Source organism: Dactylosporangium sp. NPDC048998 (genome assembly GCF_043197855.1).
Lineage (GTDB): Bacteria > Actinomycetota > Actinomycetes > Mycobacteriales > Micromonosporaceae > Dactylosporangium.
Map to the genome: position 1 here is coordinate 571045 of NZ_JBICTV010000004.1, position 14550 is coordinate 585594.

The 14550-nt window shown below is 69.2% G+C and carries 20 protein-coding genes; 7 read left to right on the forward strand and 13 right to left on the reverse strand.

Features of this window, described 5'->3' with window-relative positions:
• Positions 1-78: 78 nt before the first annotated feature.
• A complete protein-coding gene (locus tag ACGFI8_RS13425; RefSeq protein WP_392803920.1) occupies positions 79-795 on the reverse strand; it encodes a response regulator in 717 nt (238 codons plus the stop codon).
• Positions 789-2111 carry a histidine kinase gene (locus tag ACGFI8_RS13430; protein WP_392803922.1) on the reverse strand — a complete coding sequence of 441 codons (1323 nt, stop codon included), beginning with the start codon at positions 2109-2111 and terminating at the stop codon, positions 789-791. Before ACGFI8_RS13430 ends, ACGFI8_RS13425 begins: the two co-directional genes overlap by 7 nt.
• A gap of 198 nt (positions 2112-2309) precedes the next feature.
• Between ACGFI8_RS13430 and ACGFI8_RS13435 the strand changes: the two genes are divergently transcribed.
• Together ACGFI8_RS13435 and ACGFI8_RS13440 are read left to right on the forward strand one after the other, a co-directional pair.
• On the forward strand, positions 2310-2999 hold the full coding sequence (locus tag ACGFI8_RS13435) for a DUF998 domain-containing protein (RefSeq protein ID WP_392803924.1): 690 nt from the start codon (positions 2310-2312) through the stop codon (positions 2997-2999).
• Positions 3000-3065: 66 nt separating this feature from the next.
• Positions 3066-3329, forward strand: coding sequence for a hypothetical protein (locus tag ACGFI8_RS13440; protein WP_392803926.1), 264 nt, complete (start codon positions 3066-3068; stop codon positions 3327-3329).
• 96 nt (positions 3330-3425) lie between these two features.
• Here the strand turns inward: ACGFI8_RS13440 and ACGFI8_RS13445 are convergent, their stop codons facing one another.
• The 4 genes from ACGFI8_RS13445 to ACGFI8_RS13460 form a co-directional block, all read right to left on the reverse strand.
• Positions 3426-3821 (reverse strand): cupin domain-containing protein, encoded by a 396-nt coding sequence (locus tag ACGFI8_RS13445; RefSeq protein WP_392803928.1) that lies wholly within the window; start codon positions 3819-3821, stop codon positions 3426-3428.
• Between the two features lie 11 nt (positions 3822-3832).
• Positions 3833-4855: a zinc-dependent alcohol dehydrogenase family protein gene (locus tag ACGFI8_RS13450; RefSeq protein ID WP_392803930.1), complete on the reverse strand. Its 1023-nt coding sequence runs from the start codon at positions 4853-4855 to the stop codon at positions 3833-3835.
• A 70-nt stretch (positions 4856-4925) separates the two neighbouring features.
• Positions 4926-5288 carry a cyclophilin-like fold protein gene (locus ACGFI8_RS13455; protein WP_392803932.1) on the reverse strand — a complete coding sequence of 121 codons (363 nt, stop codon included), beginning with the start codon at positions 5286-5288 and terminating at the stop codon, positions 4926-4928.
• 186 nt (positions 5289-5474) lie between these two features.
• Positions 5475-6242 (reverse strand): glucose 1-dehydrogenase, encoded by a 768-nt coding sequence (locus ACGFI8_RS13460; protein WP_392803934.1) that lies wholly within the window; start codon positions 6240-6242, stop codon positions 5475-5477.
• A gap of 175 nt (positions 6243-6417) precedes the next feature.
• Between ACGFI8_RS13460 and ACGFI8_RS13465 the strand changes: the two genes are divergently transcribed.
• On the forward strand, positions 6418-7335 hold the full coding sequence (locus ACGFI8_RS13465) for a helix-turn-helix transcriptional regulator (RefSeq protein ID WP_392803936.1): 918 nt from the start codon (positions 6418-6420) through the stop codon (positions 7333-7335).
• A gap of 13 nt (positions 7336-7348) precedes the next feature.
• Here the strand turns inward: ACGFI8_RS13465 and ACGFI8_RS13470 are convergent, their stop codons facing one another.
• The 5 genes from ACGFI8_RS13470 to ACGFI8_RS13490 all read right to left on the reverse strand — a co-directional run bounded on the left by ACGFI8_RS13470 (position 7349) and on the right by ACGFI8_RS13490 (position 11212).
• Complete coding sequence (locus tag ACGFI8_RS13470; protein ID WP_392803938.1) at positions 7349-7654, reverse strand: FAD-dependent oxidoreductase; 306 nt, start codon at positions 7652-7654, stop codon at positions 7349-7351.
• A 43-nt stretch (positions 7655-7697) separates the two neighbouring features.
• Positions 7698-8099, reverse strand: a complete 402-nt coding sequence (locus tag ACGFI8_RS13475; protein ID WP_363342605.1) for a DUF4440 domain-containing protein — start codon at positions 8097-8099, stop codon at positions 7698-7700.
• Positions 8100-8424: 325 nt separating this feature from the next.
• Positions 8425-8955 carry a zinc-binding dehydrogenase gene (locus tag ACGFI8_RS13480; RefSeq protein WP_392803940.1) on the reverse strand — a complete coding sequence of 177 codons (531 nt, stop codon included), beginning with the start codon at positions 8953-8955 and terminating at the stop codon, positions 8425-8427.
• A gap of 18 nt (positions 8956-8973) precedes the next feature.
• The gene (locus tag ACGFI8_RS13485; RefSeq protein ID WP_392803942.1) at positions 8974-9717 is read right to left on the reverse strand and encodes a DUF998 domain-containing protein; all 744 of its coding nucleotides are present in this window, start codon (positions 9715-9717) and stop codon (positions 8974-8976) included.
• Positions 9718-10069: 352 nt separating this feature from the next.
• On the reverse strand, positions 10070-11212 hold the full coding sequence (locus tag ACGFI8_RS13490) for a hypothetical protein (protein ID WP_392803944.1): 1143 nt from the start codon (positions 11210-11212) through the stop codon (positions 10070-10072).
• A gap of 17 nt (positions 11213-11229) precedes the next feature.
• Here ACGFI8_RS13490 and ACGFI8_RS13495 point away from each other — a divergent pair, with 17 nt between their 5' ends.
• From ACGFI8_RS13495 to ACGFI8_RS13510, 4 genes are all read left to right on the forward strand, one after another.
• Positions 11230-11421 (forward strand): hypothetical protein, encoded by a 192-nt coding sequence (locus ACGFI8_RS13495; RefSeq protein ID WP_392803946.1) that lies wholly within the window; start codon positions 11230-11232, stop codon positions 11419-11421.
• A gap of 28 nt (positions 11422-11449) precedes the next feature.
• Entirely contained in the window at positions 11450-12040 is a 591-nt protein-coding gene (locus ACGFI8_RS13500; RefSeq protein WP_392803947.1) for a DinB family protein, read from the forward strand.
• A gap of 32 nt (positions 12041-12072) precedes the next feature.
• Entirely contained in the window at positions 12073-12390 is a 318-nt protein-coding gene (locus ACGFI8_RS13505; protein WP_392803949.1) for a hypothetical protein, read from the forward strand.
• A 149-nt stretch (positions 12391-12539) separates the two neighbouring features.
• Positions 12540-12947 (forward strand): VOC family protein, encoded by a 408-nt coding sequence (locus tag ACGFI8_RS13510; RefSeq protein WP_392803951.1) that lies wholly within the window; start codon positions 12540-12542, stop codon positions 12945-12947.
• 208 nt (positions 12948-13155) lie between these two features.
• On the opposite strand, the gene ACGFI8_RS13515 is transcribed toward ACGFI8_RS13510, so the two are convergent.
• Both ACGFI8_RS13515 and ACGFI8_RS13520 read right to left on the reverse strand, forming a co-directional pair.
• The gene (locus ACGFI8_RS13515; protein WP_392803953.1) at positions 13156-13872 is read right to left on the reverse strand and encodes a hypothetical protein; all 717 of its coding nucleotides are present in this window, start codon (positions 13870-13872) and stop codon (positions 13156-13158) included.
• Complete coding sequence (locus ACGFI8_RS13520) at positions 13869-14363, reverse strand: sigma-70 family RNA polymerase sigma factor (RefSeq protein ID WP_392803955.1); 495 nt, start codon at positions 14361-14363, stop codon at positions 13869-13871. Before ACGFI8_RS13520 ends, ACGFI8_RS13515 begins: the two co-directional genes overlap by 4 nt.
• Between the last annotated feature and the right edge of the window lie 187 nt (positions 14364-14550).

Genomic DNA, 14550 nt, shown 5'->3' on the forward strand with positions numbered 1-14550 from the left:
GCTCGCACGGACGGCGGCAGATCCGTGCACCGGATCTTCGGGTGCCAGGACGGCTAGCCCGCCTGCCGCCGCGGGCGGTCAGGGCGGTGCGACCGGCGTCCGGACAGGCGTGACGAGGCCGGTCTCGTACGCCAGGACGACGGCCTGGACTCTGTCCCGCAGGCTCAGCTTGCCCAGGATGTGCGCGACATGGGTCTTGACCGTGTGCTCCGAAACGAACAGGTCCACGGCGATGTCGGCGTTGGTGAGGCCCCGGGCGACGAGGGCGAGGACCTCCGTCTCCCGTGTGGTGAGGTCGGCCAGCCGCTGCGGCCTAACGGGCGGCGCCGACCGGTCGGCCCGGACGAAGTCGGCGATGAGCCGCCGGGTAACTGCCGGGGCCAGCAGACAGTCGCCCGCGGCGACGACCCGGACGGCCGTGACGAGTTCGGTCGCTGTGGCGTCCTTGAGGAGGAATCCGCTCGCGCCGACCCGGAGCGCCTGGTAGACGTATCTGTCGAGGTGGAAGGTCGTCAGCACGAGCACTCGCGGTGGCTGTTCGGCTCGGTCGGCCGGATGCGGTTCCTCGAGCAGTCGCCGGGTCGCCTCGAGCCCGTCCAGCTTCGGCATCCGGATGTCCATGATCACCACGTGCGGCCCCTCGCCCCGCTCGCGTAGCTCCGCGATCGTCGCCAACGCGTCCAGGCCGTCGCAGGCGGTCCCGACGACCGACAGGTCCGGTTGGGCGTCGAGCAGGTAGGTGAATCCCTCCCGCACCATGGCCTGATCGTCGGCGACGAACACCCGCGTCACCATAGTGCCGGCACTCCGGCGCGGGCGGTGGTGACCGGCACCGTCGCGTCGACGGCGAACCCTCCGTCGGGTCGCGGCTCGGCGGCCAGCTCGCCACGCACGACGGTCATCCGTTCCCGCATCCCCGCGAGGCCGAGCCCAGGCCCCGCCGCCGACCGGGCGGGCTGGGGCGGCGGTGAGTTCTCGACCCTTATCCGCACCCGGTCCACCGCATACCACAGTTCGACCCGCACCGGCGCGCCCGGCGAGTGCCGCCGTGCGTTGCTCAGGGCCTCCTGCGCCACCCGGTACAGGACCAGGCCGACGGTGGGCGGCACCGGGCGGGGGTGCCCGTGCACCGTGAGTGTCGCGGGCACGCCGACGGCGCGTACGTCGGCCACCAGGGCCTCGACGTCGTTCAGGCCCGGCTGCGGGGCCAAGTCCTCGGACTCGGCCTCGTCACGCCGCAGCACACCGAGGAGCTGCCGGGTTTCGTCGAGGGCCTGCCGGGTCGCGTCGCCCATCGCGGCGAGCTCAGCCCGTACCGGATCATCCTCCGGCGCGGACCGGAGCGCGGCGAGCCGGTACGGCGCGGTCTCGGTCCGTACCGCGATCAGGGACAGGTGGTGGGCGACGATGTCGTGTAGCTCGCCGACGATGCGGGCCCGCTCCTCCAGTACGGCCCGGCGGGTCTGCTCCTCGGCCACGGACCGGTTCACCATGTCGAGTTGCTGCTCCATCCGGTCCTGCCGGCCGAGGCCCAGGCCGGCCAGTGCAGCGGCGCCCACCGCCAGGATCCCCGACACCACGGCCCCGGACAGCGGCCCCGCACCGACCACCAGCCCGGCCGGGAGTACGAGCAGGAGGCTGACCCCGGCGACGGCCGTCGCGGCGGGCGGGGGACAGCGCGCGACCGTCATCATGACGACCGGGAGGTACAGCAGCATCCCGGGCGTCCAGGGCGTGCCGAGCTGGTATCCCTGGCCGCCGTCGGTGAGTATCGCAGCGACGACCAGCGTCAGCAGGGTGCCGGCGACGGCGAGCCGCCAGGCCGTGAACGGCCGACGCCGCATGAGGAACACCGGAGTCATGTGCAGCAGGACGACGACCGCGACTACCGGGCCTGCGTGGTCGTGCAGGTATCCGTTACCGACCTCGCCCACGAACAGCGCCGCCACGGCCACCGCGAGCAGCGTCCGCTGGGCGTAGCGCCGCCCATCGGTCCCCCAGCCGGACGGCGGGAGCTCCCGGTCCCGGCCCGTGATCAGCACGTGGCACAGCGCGGACCAGACCCGACCCGGGAGTCTGCCGATGCCGCGTCCGCTGGCCATACTGTCCATGCCGGGCAGGCTAGCCCGGCAAAGATCCAGTGCGCATCGTGAAGTTCCCCGGAAAACTTGAGGGCCAGACCTTAAGGGACAGCAGCGGCTCTCGGCCATCGCTCCGCAGACCTACCGACGATCGGCCGCGAGGACGAGGCGGGCAATCATTCGGCGCGCTGAGGCGGATGACGTCTCACGATGTCCAGGCTTTCGCGCATGGGAAATGCAGACCCGACCTCTCCGTGCCGGCTCGCCCGGCCGCTCGCCGGCGCCGGTTCGCTGTGGATCGCGTGCGCCGTCGCCATCGCGCTCGCCAGCGAACTCGGCCGGCCGAGCGGCATCGACCTGATCCACCCGACCTTCAGCGAACTCATTTTCACGACGCTGGGCGCGCGTTTGGTCGGCATCAGCATGGTCATGCTCTCCTTCGCATCGATCTGCATCATCTTCGCGCTGATCGACTGCCAGGCACCGACCGGCCGGCTCGGGCGGATGCTGATCGGCGTCTGGAGCGTCGCGCTGGTGGTGGCCGCGATCTTCCCGCCGACGCCGGTGGGGACGCCGCCAGTCTGGTACGACACACTGCACCGCTACGCCGCGCTGGTCGGCTTCGTCTGCCTCCCGCTGGCCGGAATCCGGCTGGCCCGCCGCTTCCAGACGCATGCGCGGTGGTGCCGGACGGCGACCGCCGTCCGAGCGTGCTCCACCGCGAGCCTGCTGGGCATCGCCGCGTTCGTCAGCACCTTCGTCCCCACCGGTCAGCCCGTCTGGCTGGTCGGGGCACGGCAATACAGCGGCATCACCGAACGCCTGCCCCTGGCGAGCAACATCGCATTGCTCGCCACGCTGGCGGCGGCGGTCTTCTCGGCGTCGCGGCGCCGTCAGCCGGCGTCGATGCGGGGATGAGCGCGCGGCCGGAGGGTCGCCACCGCTGTGGGGACCTGCGGTGTAGGCCACGAAGCCGTGCGGCCCGTGACATCACGAGAATCGGCACCCAGCCCCCACTACCTCCCGGCACTGCAGCGCCGCCTCAACGCGATCGGCGTGCCCGTACGAGAAACCCGCACCGCGGCGCTGTTCCAGCTCGCCGTCGAACTGCCCGCCGCCGTGCTCGCTCGCTGTCTCGGCATCGACACCAGCAGCGCCGTGGCCTGGCGGCGGGCCGCGTCAGGTGAGTGGCACACGTACGCCGCCCGGGTCGCGGAGGCCGTCCGCCCCGACACGCTGCCTGTTTGAGAGGGCTGACCGCTGGGTCCGTGCCGGTCCGTGACCGCGACGGTGCGCAGCCGCGGCCGGGCGAGACACTGGATGCCGCCCGGCCGTGACCGGGGTTCAGGCCGCGCTGTACTCCTCGTCGGTGACGTGCTCGAGCCATTCGACGACCTGCCCGTCCCGGACGCCGGTGAGCGCCAGGTGCGTCATCGGGCCGTCCGGGCCGGCGCCGTGCCAGTGTTTGACGCCCGGCGGGCACCACACCACGTCGCCGGCGCGGAACTCCTCGACCGGGCCGCCCCACTGCTGGGTGCGGCCGACGCCGTCGGTGACGACGAGCCGCTGCCCGCCCGGGTGGACGTGCCAGGCGGTCCGGGCGCCCGGCGTAAAGGTCACGGCCGCACCCGTGTACGGCGCGGTGTCCTCCGCACCGAACAGCGGCTGGATCCGTACTTCGCCGGTGAAGTACTCGGCGGGGCCTGGGGTGGACGGCTGTGACCCACTACGAGTGATCACTTCTTGCTCCTTTACGGCTGCAACAGCACCTTGATCGCGCGGCGTTCGTCCATGGCCCGGTACCCCTCGGCGGCCTGTTCGAGCGGCAGCGTGAGGTCGAACACCTTGCCCGGGTCGATGGTCCGGTCGAGGATCAGGTCGATCAGCTCGGGCAGGAAGCGGCGTACCGGGGCGGGGCCGCCATGCAGGTGGACGTGGGAGAAGAACAGCTCCGTGCCGGGCAGGGCGACGTCGTGGGCGACGCCGACGTAGCCGACGTGCCCGCCGGGCCGGGTCGAGCGGATCGACTGCATCATCGACTCCTGGGTACCGACCGCCTCGATGACCGAGTGCGCGCCGAGCCCGCCGGTGAGGTCCTTGATCCGGGCGACGCCCTCGTCGCCGCGCTCGGTGACGATGTCCGTGGCGCCGTAGGCGAGGGCGAGCTTCTGCCGGTCGGCGTGCCGGCTCATAGCGATGATCCGCTCCGCGCCGAGGTGCTTGGCGGCGAGGACGCCGAGCAGGCCGACGGCGCCGTCACCGATGACCGCGACGGTCTTGCCCGGCCCGACCTGGGCAGCCACGGCGGCGAACCAACCCGTGCCGAGGACGTCCGAGGCGGCGAGCAGGCCGGGGATCAGGTCGTCGGCGGGGAGGTCCGGGGTGGCGACGAGGGTGCCGTCGGCGAGCGGGACCCGCAGGTACTGCGCCTGGGCGCCGAGCCCGCCCATGCCCACCCGGTGCACACACGAGCTCTGGTAGCCGACCCGGCAGATCTCGCAGGTGTTGTCGGAGGCGAAGAACGAGCCGACCACGAATTGCCCGGGCCGCACCGCGCGGACGTCGGCGCCGACCTCCTCGACGATGCCGACGTACTCGTGACCCATCGGCGCCGGCCCGTTGACCTGCTCGACCCCGCGGTACGGCCACAGGTCGGAGCCGCAGACGCAGGTGGCGGACAGCCGGATGACCGCATCGGTCGGCTCGACGATCCGGGGATCCTCGCGCTCCTCGACGCGGACGTCACCGGGCGCGTACAGCATGGCTCCTCGCATGGAGGTGCTTCCTTTCGGTTCGGTGTGTAGCGGTGATCTCAGCCGGTGCGGAAGACCGGCTCGAAGCGAGTCACGGCTGGAGCGCTTCGACGGTGACGGTGCCCTGGCCGAGGCGGTCGAGCTGGTCCATGCCGGACTCGACCGTGCCGAGGGTGATGAGGTTGTCGTCGTGGCCGCCGCTGGCGTTGTAGAAGAGGCCGAGGTTGCCCCACGGCTTGTAGTAGATGAGGGTGCCGTTTGTCGGTGCGCTGCCCGGGGAGCCGTCGGTGGCGAGGCGTGCCGGCAGGTAGCTGATCTTCTCCTTGCCGGCGAAGTCCTCGAAGGTGAGGCTCAGCGGCAGCTTCGAGACCAGGTCCCGGCTCGTCGGGCTGTCGATCAGCCCAACCACGACGGTGGCGCTGCCGGTGCGGAACCGTACCCGTGTCGTGCTCATCGGGGGTCCTCCAGGTGTGGGCGGGGCCGAAGCCGGCTCATCGTTGGCGGTGGCGCAACCGGAAAGCAGGGTGAGGACGGGCCAGGGGGACGAGGAGTCGTCTGCACATGGCGGTCATCTCCTGGGCCGAATCGATCGGCGTGAACGTTGCGGGGCGCCGGCTGTACGGCGGCTGCGGCCCGGGATTCAGCGGGCGGTGTAGCCGCCGTCAACGGGCAGGGCGACGCCGACGACGAAGCTGGCGCCGGGGCTGCACAGCCACAGCACAGCGGCGGCGATCTCCTCGGCCTCGCCGAGACGGTTGATGGGCTGGTTGGCCACGGCCTCGGCGAGGTCGAGCTCACCCTTGTCGATCATGTCGGTGACCATCGGCGTGGCGATCGTCCCGGGGCAGACCGCGTTGATCCGAATGCCACGCGGCGCGTACTCGAGCGCGGCGCTGCTCGTCAGGCCGAGCACGCCGTGCTTGGACGCGTGATAGGCGGCGCGGCCGGGCAGGCCGACCAGACCGCCGAGTGAGGAGCAGTTGACGATGGCGCCGCTACCCTGACCGCGCATCTGGGCGAGCTCGTGCTTCATGCAGGCCCATACGCCGCGTAGGTTGATGGCATTGACCCGGTCGAAGACCTCGGCGGGCTCGTCGGCGGCGTCGCTGGGCGGCACCTGGATACCGGCGTTGTTGAATGCCATGTCGAGCCGGCCGAACTGCTCGACCGTCGCCCGGATCGCGGCGGCCACACTCGCCTCGTCGGCGACGTCGCACAGCACACCCAGCACCTGGTGGCCGGCGTCGCGGAGCGTCTCGGTGGCGTCCTGCAGGGCGGCTTCGTCGACGTCGGCGAGCGTGACCGCGGCGCCGGCCTTGGCGAACGCCCGGGCGGTCGCCAGACCCATGCCGGAGCCGGCGCCGGTGACGAAAGCGACCTGGCCGGTGAAATCGTACGTGGGGTTCATTGTCGAGCAGACCTTTCGGATAGCAGTGGACCTGTCTCGACGCCCGCTGCTGCGGTATGCCGTCGATGGCCACAACGCCAGCCAACCCGATCCGGCGGCCGGCGGGGAGTCACTGGCGAAACGTGTACTACCAGGGCACCCCACCGCCCCGCTGCCAGGTCGTACGGTCGAAGCCATGGACAATCGCGCCGAGGTCCGCGACTTCCTCGTCTCCCGCCGGGCCAACATCGCCCCGCAGCAGGCCGGGCTGCCCGACGCCGGTAACCGCCGCGTGCCTGGGCTGCGCCGCGGCGAGGTCGCCACGCTCGCCGGGGTGAGCATCGAGTACTACGCCAAGCTCGAACGCGGCGCGATCGCCGGCGTGTCCGCCTCAGTCCTGGACGCTCTCGCCCGGGCGCTGCAACTCGACGACGCCGAGCGGGCCCACCTGTTCCACCTCGCGCACGCAGCCGACGGCACCAGCGCCGGCATGCGCCCTCGCCGCCGCCCCGCGAAGCGCTGGACGCCCCGCCCGAGCCTGCAATGGGTCCTCGACCGGTTCACCGCGCCGGCCATCGTCCGCAACGGTCGCATGGACCTGCTCGCCGCCAACCACCTCGGCCGGGCCATGCACGCCACCCTTTACGACACCGCGCCCGACGGCTGCCCGAACTTCGCCCGGTTCACGTTCCTGCACCTCGACGCCGCCCACGCCTTCTACCCCGACTGGGACACCGCCGCCGACACCTGCGTCGCCATCCTGCACACCGAGGCCGGCCGCGACCCCCACGACAAGGACCTCCACGACCTCGTCGGCGAACTGTCCACCCGCAGCGACGCCTTCCGCCGCCGCTGGAGCGCCCACAACGTCCGCGCCCACGGCGCCGGCACCAAACGCTTCCACCACCACAACGTCGGCGACCTCGAACTCGCCTACGAAAGCGTCGACCTGGTCTCCGAACCTGGCCTCAGCCTTACCCTCTACGCCGCCGAGCCCGCCTCACCGACAGCCCACGCACTCGACCTGCTCGCCTCCTGGACCGCCACCCAGGCCGACACCGACCAGTTCGGCGCAGCAACGAACGCGGCGACCTGCGGAGAAGACCGGCCATGAATAGCTAACCGGCTCAGCGCCGGTCGGCGGCTGCCGGTCGAGGCCCGGGGTCGTGTACCGCGCGTGCGCAGCGAATCAGCGCCTTGCTCGGCGTGCAGCCGAAGTTGACACAGATGCCCCCGGTCAGTCGCTGCTCCGTCATAGCGACGCGGTGCCCGCCTGCGGCAGTAGTCGTGGCGGCGGTGAGGCCGCCCGGTCCGCCTCCGAGCACCACCAAGTCGTAGTCACCACCTTCGCGGTTGACCCAGTCAGATGGGTGGCCCTGGCGGATCGTCCGCTGGTTGTAAACGTCATCGGGGTACAGCTCGATAGTCCTCATGGCGCATCCTGCGTTCCCCGAGAATCGCCGTGGCGCACACGTGTCAGGCGGGCTGTCGTACCGCCGTCCCAAGACGATTGTCGATCAGGTACCGCCAGAGTCCATCCGAGCCGCGGCGCGCGACATCGCTTGCCGTGCCTGCGACGTGCACGTGCCTGCCGTCGGGACCTGTGCCATCAATTGCCCAGTCCACCACGATCTCGGCGATATCGCCGGCAACGAACACATGGCGCGCCTTGGCCGCCAGCGGCAGGCCGAGGCTGAGATCGCGCTCGAGTTCGGCAGCGACCTCGGCGCGATCAGTTACGGTCCGCCCGTCGTCCGCGACGAGCACGGCTCCTTCGTACAAGGTCATCATCTCGCTGACCTTGCCGGAATTAAATCGCTCAATCAGCGACGGGATGACACCTTCGGGTTCAGTGGGGAGGGAATAGGACTCGGACATCGCGGTCTCCTGTTCGTATGGTTAAGCGGTCTCCTGTTCGTGTTGGTTGAACTGCGATGCGTCCCACGCTATAGCGCGGGTGATGGCCTGGCTGGAGGAAAACGCGGGTGATGGCCTGGCTGGAGGAGAATCCGCAGGTCATCTTCTATTTCACTCCGGTCGGGTTGGGCTGGATCAACCAGATCGAGACCTGGTTCGGTATCCTGACCCGCCAGTCGATCCGCCGCGCCATCACGGCAGACGACGTGCAGGTTGATGGAGTACCGGTAGGGAATGCCAGCCTGGTTGTGCCGACCTACCGCCCGACGATCGCGTCCCCGAGTCCTCACGGACGAACGCGGATGATTGTCTTCCCGCTGATCCGCTCGGTCGGGTTGAGGGCTGCGACGGCATCGTCGAGGGTTGCGATGTTGCCGATGTTTGTCCGCAGTCGTCCGTCCCGCACCCGGTGGACGATCTCACCCAGTTGGGTGCGATCGGACTCGACGACGAAGTCGATCGCCAAGCCGTCGGCGGGCCGCGCCTCGGGCGGCCCGACGACGGTCACCAGTGTTCCTCCGGCGCGAATCAGGCCTGCGGATCGATTCTGGATGTCGCCGCCGATGACATCGAACACCAGATCGACGCCGCCGACGTCTTCCAGGGCGTCGTTGTCGAGGTCGACGAACTCCTGCGCACCGAAGTCGAGCGCCTTCTGACGGTCGGCAGCGCGCCCCGTACCGATGACATACGCGCCGGCCGACGGGGTTGCAGCACTCCGCGCCGAAACACGACCGGCCCGCCGGTGCCCTGCCCCTCCGCCCTCGACTGCGTCAACTCGCTGATCTGGCAACGCGGCGCCAACGTGCGGCTCCAAACGCCGCCGATCCAGAGGTCAGGCCGGTTGACGACTTCCCGGCGTGTCGGGCGCCGCCTCGACCGGTGCATCGCGTTGGGTGCGCAACAGCACGATGGCGAGCACCGCCATCCACAGCAGGTAAGCCGCGACGTTGATGCGCTCGTACACTCCCTGCCACGGCGTGGGCTCGTTCGTAGCGAGGGCGTCAGCCTGCATCGAGGCCATTGCGCCGAACGCGAGCAGCGTCAGGATCGTAGCGACGGAGTAGACGCGGAACCGCTTCCCGAGCGCCACGGCGCCGAAGGTCATGGCCAGTAGGAAGAGCAACGAGAGCACGATGGTGAGAGTGATGTGCATCGTGTCGCTGAAGGTGCCACCGCCCTGGGCGATGACGTCACGCATGTGCATTGGGAAGAAGGGGCCGGCCTGGTCGACGACTCCGACTATGGCCAGCGCCCAGCCGGTGACGCGCAGAGCGCGGTTCCGACCGGCTGACCACAAGACTCCGAACCCGAAGGCGAGCGCAAGCACCCCGCTGACGAACAGGAGCGAAACGACGAGCGGTCGGGAAGGAGCGTCGACGGCGAACAGCTCGCTGATGGTTTGGTCTATCGAGCTGTAGCCCTCCCACCGCATGGGTCCCAGCACAAGGGCGACGACATAGAACAGGGAAGTGCCGATCCCGGCGGCGAGCAGTACCCTTCGCAGCACCCCTGGCGAGCCCTCGGTCGAGATATCAGGCTGCGGTGGCTCCGGTGCCCGTCCGATCGTGGTCGACATGTTGGCCTCCTCCGAGCCTCAATGCGCGCACCCTCGACCCCCGACCATCCCCCTGTCGGAGGAGCGGAGGTAGGGCCGATCGACCCCCGGGATGAAGGCCCAAGGGGCCCGCTCACAAGACAAGATCGACCACGAACGCGGCGTGGCGTGATGCGACGCTCGGTTCGCTGAGTTGGTCACCTCTGGGTACGTATCCCAGTCGATGGATCGACAGCGTCATTCTTTGAACCGGCGAAGGCGCCCTCACATCGGCATGTCCGCGTGCCGAACCGCCGGGTGTGGCCTGTAACGCTACGTAACGATCGGATCGCGGCAAATGAGGATGCGGCCGCGTTCTGCTCTGCTCCGAGGGTCACCTGCAGTGCCAGACCACCGGCAAGGTGCCGCTGCCCGCGGCCGACGCTTCGCCAGCAACGTGCAGACCGTCCTGGGTGATCACCTTGGGCACGTCGGGAAAGCTACCGCGGTCGCGCAAGCTTGGCAGCGTCAGCGTGGCCTGTTGACTGAGTAGTAGGGTCGCGTGGCTGTGCCTGTCGCGGGTGGGGATCCGACCGTCCGCGCTGATCTTCAGGCCTGCGGTGCGGAACCTCGGGAAGGCCTGCACCTCGCCGGTGCGCAGATTCCACCGTACCGGCACGCCATCGTCGCCGGCCGTGCCGGCTACCCAGTCGCCGGCGATCGCCACGGCGTACGCGCTCAGCGCCGTGGTGCCGTTGACGACCGGCAAGGGCAGCTCCCGCAGCGTTCCGTCGGCCAACCAGACGTACGGGCGGTTGAGCCCGGTCTGTGGCGGGTGCAGCGTGCCGAGAATCGTCTCCCCGTCGGCGGTGATGTCGGTGGCCACTCCTTCCCATGCCCCTTCCGGCAGCAGGAGTGTGGACGGCGCGCCAGTGGTCGAACGCCACAACACCGGGCGCCGGTCGTCCGTGCCGACGACGACGCCACCGTCGCTGATCGCCCGCGCTTCGCTGGACCCCGTGCCCGGCAGCAGCGTGGCTGCGCGATCCCGATATACCCACGCGTGCATGTCGATCGGACCGGATGCCGACTGGATGTCGGTGGTACCGACCACGACACCGTCGGCATTGACGCCGGTGGGTACCTGACGTTCACCCGGCAGGTCGGCCTGGTGGAGCTCACCGTTGTCCCAGATCAGCAGATCAAGGCGGGAGGTGCTACTCGCGTGCGTCGTCCGGCCAACGATATAACGTCCGGTCGGATCCATTGCCGTCACGAGGCTCGGCGCGCTGCCAGACGGTAGCGCAAGCCGCTCGACCCCGCACGTCATAGGCGCTTTGCCGGCCCCGGCCGCGACGCCGATCACCACCACCGGGACGCTCGCGGCCACCGCGATCCAGATGCGTGTGGTGCGTCGCCGGGCCGCCCTGCGCCCCATCCGTGCGATGTCGGCCGCGGATTCCGCAAGCGGCTCGGCGATCGAACTAGACTGCGGTTCGCATGCGTCGCCGAGGCGTTCATCCAGTCGGTCGTTCACGGCGTCAACATAACCTGATGTCGCTGTTCGTCGTGGGGTTGACGGCGCAGCATGCCGGGCACTGCCGATGCGCGGTCATCGTCATGTCCGGTCTGCCGAGCCGCCGGGTGTGGCCTGTAACGCTACGTAACGATCGGATCGTGGCAAATGAGGATGCCGGTCCCGTCCAGCGGGGCGCTGATCCTGCATGCGACACCTCGCACGAATGACTCAGGCTTATAAGGAAGACTGGCAGGCATGGCTGATCTGGGCGACCCGAAGGCTGCGCTGCACCACTACCTCCAAGCGACTCGCGATGACCTGATCTGGAAGCTCGACGGGCTGAGCGAACGCGAGGCCAGACTGCCCCGCACCGTGACCGGCAACAACCTGCTGGGAGTCCTCAAGCACTGCCTCAACGTCGAAGCCGGCTATTTCGGGCCCACATTCGGGCGCGAGTTTCCGACACCTGAGGACCTAGTCCCGATGCAGGCGTATGAGGAGGACCCGCAGGCAGACTGGTACGCGCGGGAGGACGAGACGAAGGATGGGCTCATCGACCTGTATCGCCGTGTGGGCGTCTTCGCGGACCAGACCATCGAACAGCTACCCCTCGACGCGCCGGGGCAGGTGCCGTGGTGGCGGCCAGGCGGACAGGACGTGACGCTGCACAGGATCATCATCCACGTGACCTGCGACCTCGCCCGTCACGCCGGTCACGCCGACATCATGCGCGAGCAGCACGACACGGCGATCGGCCTGCGGCGGGAGAACACCAACATCCCCCACGACTACGACTGGCCGGCGTACGTCACCAAGCTGACGAAGCTCGCTGACCGATTCGGATAGCCGTCCAGGTCCGTCGATACAGTCGGCCAACCGTGGACGTCCAGCCGGCTCAGGCACCGTTGTTGCGGACGACCTGGCCGGACTTCGCCGCTGAGCTCGTAGCAGCCCTCGATGCGTGCGGCGAGGCCGGGCTGAAGGAACAGATCGAGCAGCTGCGCATCGTCGAGGTGTGTTCCTGCAATGACGACTTCTGCCAGAGCTTTCGCACCGCGCCGAAGCTGCCCGGACCATATGGCGACGGCCACCGCAATGTCTGCCTCGACGCGCCGTGGCCGGGTTACCTCATCCTCGACGTGCTGCACGACGACATCGTGTACGTCGAGGTTCTCTACCGAACGCCACTGAGCTGACGAGCTGACGTGACCGACCATGACATCGATCGTATTCAGTGGGAGCGTTCGAGGGCGCGACTTGCGGCAGATCCGAATGGCTCTGCCCGAAAGCGACTCCTGGCGGCGCGCTGACGCGGCTGGGTGCGGTCGTCGCATAACCTGCTGCCATGACTGGCGGGCCAGCTCGTTTCGGTGCACGGCATGACGTTGTGCTGGCGGTAGTCCTGGACTGTGCCGATTTGGCTCGCTCGGGGGCGTTCTGGTGCGGCGCACTCGGGTACGTTGCTGAACCGCTTTCGCCGGGGCGTTACCGGCGACTGCTACCCGCGAACGGGAACGGCGTCGAGCTGCTGTTGCAGAGGGTTCCCGAGCCGAAGGCGCACAAGAACAGGATGCATATGGACCTGCGCGTACCTGACCTGGAGGCAGAGGTGGCCAGGCTGGTGTCTCTGGGGGCGCAGTGCATCACGGAAAGCCCCATCGCGGAAGACGGCTGGGCCTGGCATGTGCTTGCCGATCCCGATGGCAACGAGTTCTGTGTGCTGCGGCCACCGGCAACGCTCACCAAACACTGACCGCACCATCGGCCAGGTTCCGACGCAAACTCCGTCCGCGTCTCGACAGTTGCGGGTGCCAAGCGCTGGCCCGGCTCGTCACGCTGCGTTGCGCGCGCCTCGTGGCATGAGCGTACAGCTGATCAAGCGCTTCTGGCGGCCTGCTGCGCGTCCGGTGATGGCCTGACAGGGTCGTTGAACCCCGTCAGGCCATCGCTCCTGCCGGGCTTCAGCGGTGTTCCGTCCCCTTCGACGGCGTCTTGCTGTCGGGCTGGCCCTCACCCTTGCCCCCTTGCGCGGGCGGCGCGACGGTCGTGCAGGTCAGCGGCACCCCGGTGGAGATCAGCCGCTCGACGGATCCGGGACGCCCTTGCGTCACGGCCAGTTGGGCCGGACTCAGGTATCCGATGAACAGCTGCTTCCCGGCCGGCATCGCCGAGGGGATGAAGACGAACGTGACCTTGCCGTCCGCCTCGGACCCGGCCTTCACGACGCGGTCGACCCCGGGCCCGGTGCCGCTGGGGTCCAGCGTCCCGTCGTCATCCGGGCCCTTGCAGAACTCGCCGACCTTGATGAGCACCGGGAAGCCCGCCTCGTGCAGCGCCGCCTTCAGGCCCTCGCGGTCGTCGATGTAGCGCTGCTTGTCCCACGTGACTTCGATCGTGCCGTCGGCTTTCCGGTCCACCGTGTACGCGACTGTCTGGATGTGCAGGGCGCTGTCCGATGCCCCGGGCGGCGCGGCCGGCGGGTTGGCGTACGTCGTCACGCCGAGTGCGACGCCGGTGGCCGTGACCACGGCTGTCGCTGCAGCCGTCAGGCGGCGGCGGTGCTGGCGGGTGCGGCCTGCGGCCATGATCTGCTCGACCGGCGTTCCCATGCTGATCCCGTCCAGCGACCCCTTCAGCGCGTCAAGTACCGCTGGCGCGTCCGTGTCGTAGTTGTTCATGCTCTACCCTCTCGGCTCTGTTCGGTGACGAGATGTCCGCGCAGCGTTGCGACCGCGCGCGACAAGTGGGCAGTGACGGTTCCCCGGGCTATCCCGAGCGCCTGGGCCGTGACCTCCGTGTCCAGATCGAGGAAGACCCGGAACACGATCACCTCCCGCTGCCGTTGCGGTAGTTGACGCAGTACGGCCAGCAGTTTGGGGTCCACTCCACGATCACCGCTGGTGGCGTCCGAGACCTCGTGCGCGTCGCCCAGCTCCACTTCCCGTCGCCGTCGACGCCACCAGGAGACCCGGATGTTCAGCGCGGTACGCACGATCCACGCGCGCGGTGCCGGATGCCGGCGCACCTTCTGCCACGACATCCAGGCACGCGTGAACGCCTCGGACACCAGATCCTCGGCCAGCTGCCGGTCACCCACGACCGCCAGTACCGCCCGCAGGCACCTGTCCCGCTCGGCCCGGTAGAACTCGGTGAACTCCAACTGCCCCACGCCCCATACACGCCTGAGAGCTCCGATCCACTTACCTCAGCGAGGCTGCAGTTCTCAAGGCCCACGAATGCCGGCGCAACCGAGTTGGCGACGAGAGCAATTTCGGCGGGACACGCCGCTCGGCGCGGTCTGCCATGAGCGGGTAGAGCGGGGGATCTTGTCACTCGTGGCGAATGTGAGGCATGGG

What these genes read in the sequence shown, in the direction of transcription:
- ACGFI8_RS13485 (WP_392803942.1), bottom strand. Translation starts at nt 9,717, where the DNA reads ATGTCGACCACGATCGGACGGGCACCGGAGCCACCGCAGCCTGATATC.
- ACGFI8_RS13475 (WP_363342605.1), bottom strand. Translation starts at nt 8,099, where the DNA reads ATGTCCGAGTCCTATTCCCTCCCCACTGAACCCGAAGGTGTCATCCCG.
- ACGFI8_RS13465 (WP_392803936.1), top strand. Translation starts at nt 6,418, where the DNA reads ATGGACAATCGCGCCGAGGTCCGCGACTTCCTCGTCTCCCGCCGGGCC.
- ACGFI8_RS13430 (WP_392803922.1), bottom strand. Translation starts at nt 2,111, where the DNA reads ATGGACAGTATGGCCAGCGGACGCGGCATCGGCAGACTCCCGGGTCGG.
- ACGFI8_RS13495 (WP_392803946.1), top strand. Translation starts at nt 11,230, where the DNA reads ATGTCGCTGTTCGTCGTGGGGTTGACGGCGCAGCATGCCGGGCACTGC.
- ACGFI8_RS13515 (WP_392803953.1), bottom strand. Translation starts at nt 13,872, where the DNA reads ATGAACAACTACGACACGGACGCGCCAGCGGTACTTGACGCGCTGAAG.
- ACGFI8_RS13510 (WP_392803951.1), top strand. Translation starts at nt 12,540, where the DNA reads ATGACTGGCGGGCCAGCTCGTTTCGGTGCACGGCATGACGTTGTGCTG.
- ACGFI8_RS13500 (WP_392803947.1), top strand. Translation starts at nt 11,450, where the DNA reads ATGGCTGATCTGGGCGACCCGAAGGCTGCGCTGCACCACTACCTCCAA.
- ACGFI8_RS13425 (WP_392803920.1), bottom strand. Translation starts at nt 795, where the DNA reads ATGGTGACGCGGGTGTTCGTCGCCGACGATCAGGCCATGGTGCGGGAG.
- ACGFI8_RS13470 (WP_392803938.1), bottom strand. Translation starts at nt 7,654, where the DNA reads ATGAGGACTATCGAGCTGTACCCCGATGACGTTTACAACCAGCGGACG.
- ACGFI8_RS13435 (WP_392803924.1), top strand. Translation starts at nt 2,310, where the DNA reads ATGGGAAATGCAGACCCGACCTCTCCGTGCCGGCTCGCCCGGCCGCTC.
- ACGFI8_RS13455 (WP_392803932.1), bottom strand. Translation starts at nt 5,288, where the DNA reads ATGAGCACGACACGGGTACGGTTCCGCACCGGCAGCGCCACCGTCGTG.
- ACGFI8_RS13450 (WP_392803930.1), bottom strand. Translation starts at nt 4,855, where the DNA reads ATGCGAGGAGCCATGCTGTACGCGCCCGGTGACGTCCGCGTCGAGGAG.
- ACGFI8_RS13460 (WP_392803934.1), bottom strand. Translation starts at nt 6,242, where the DNA reads ATGAACCCCACGTACGATTTCACCGGCCAGGTCGCTTTCGTCACCGGC.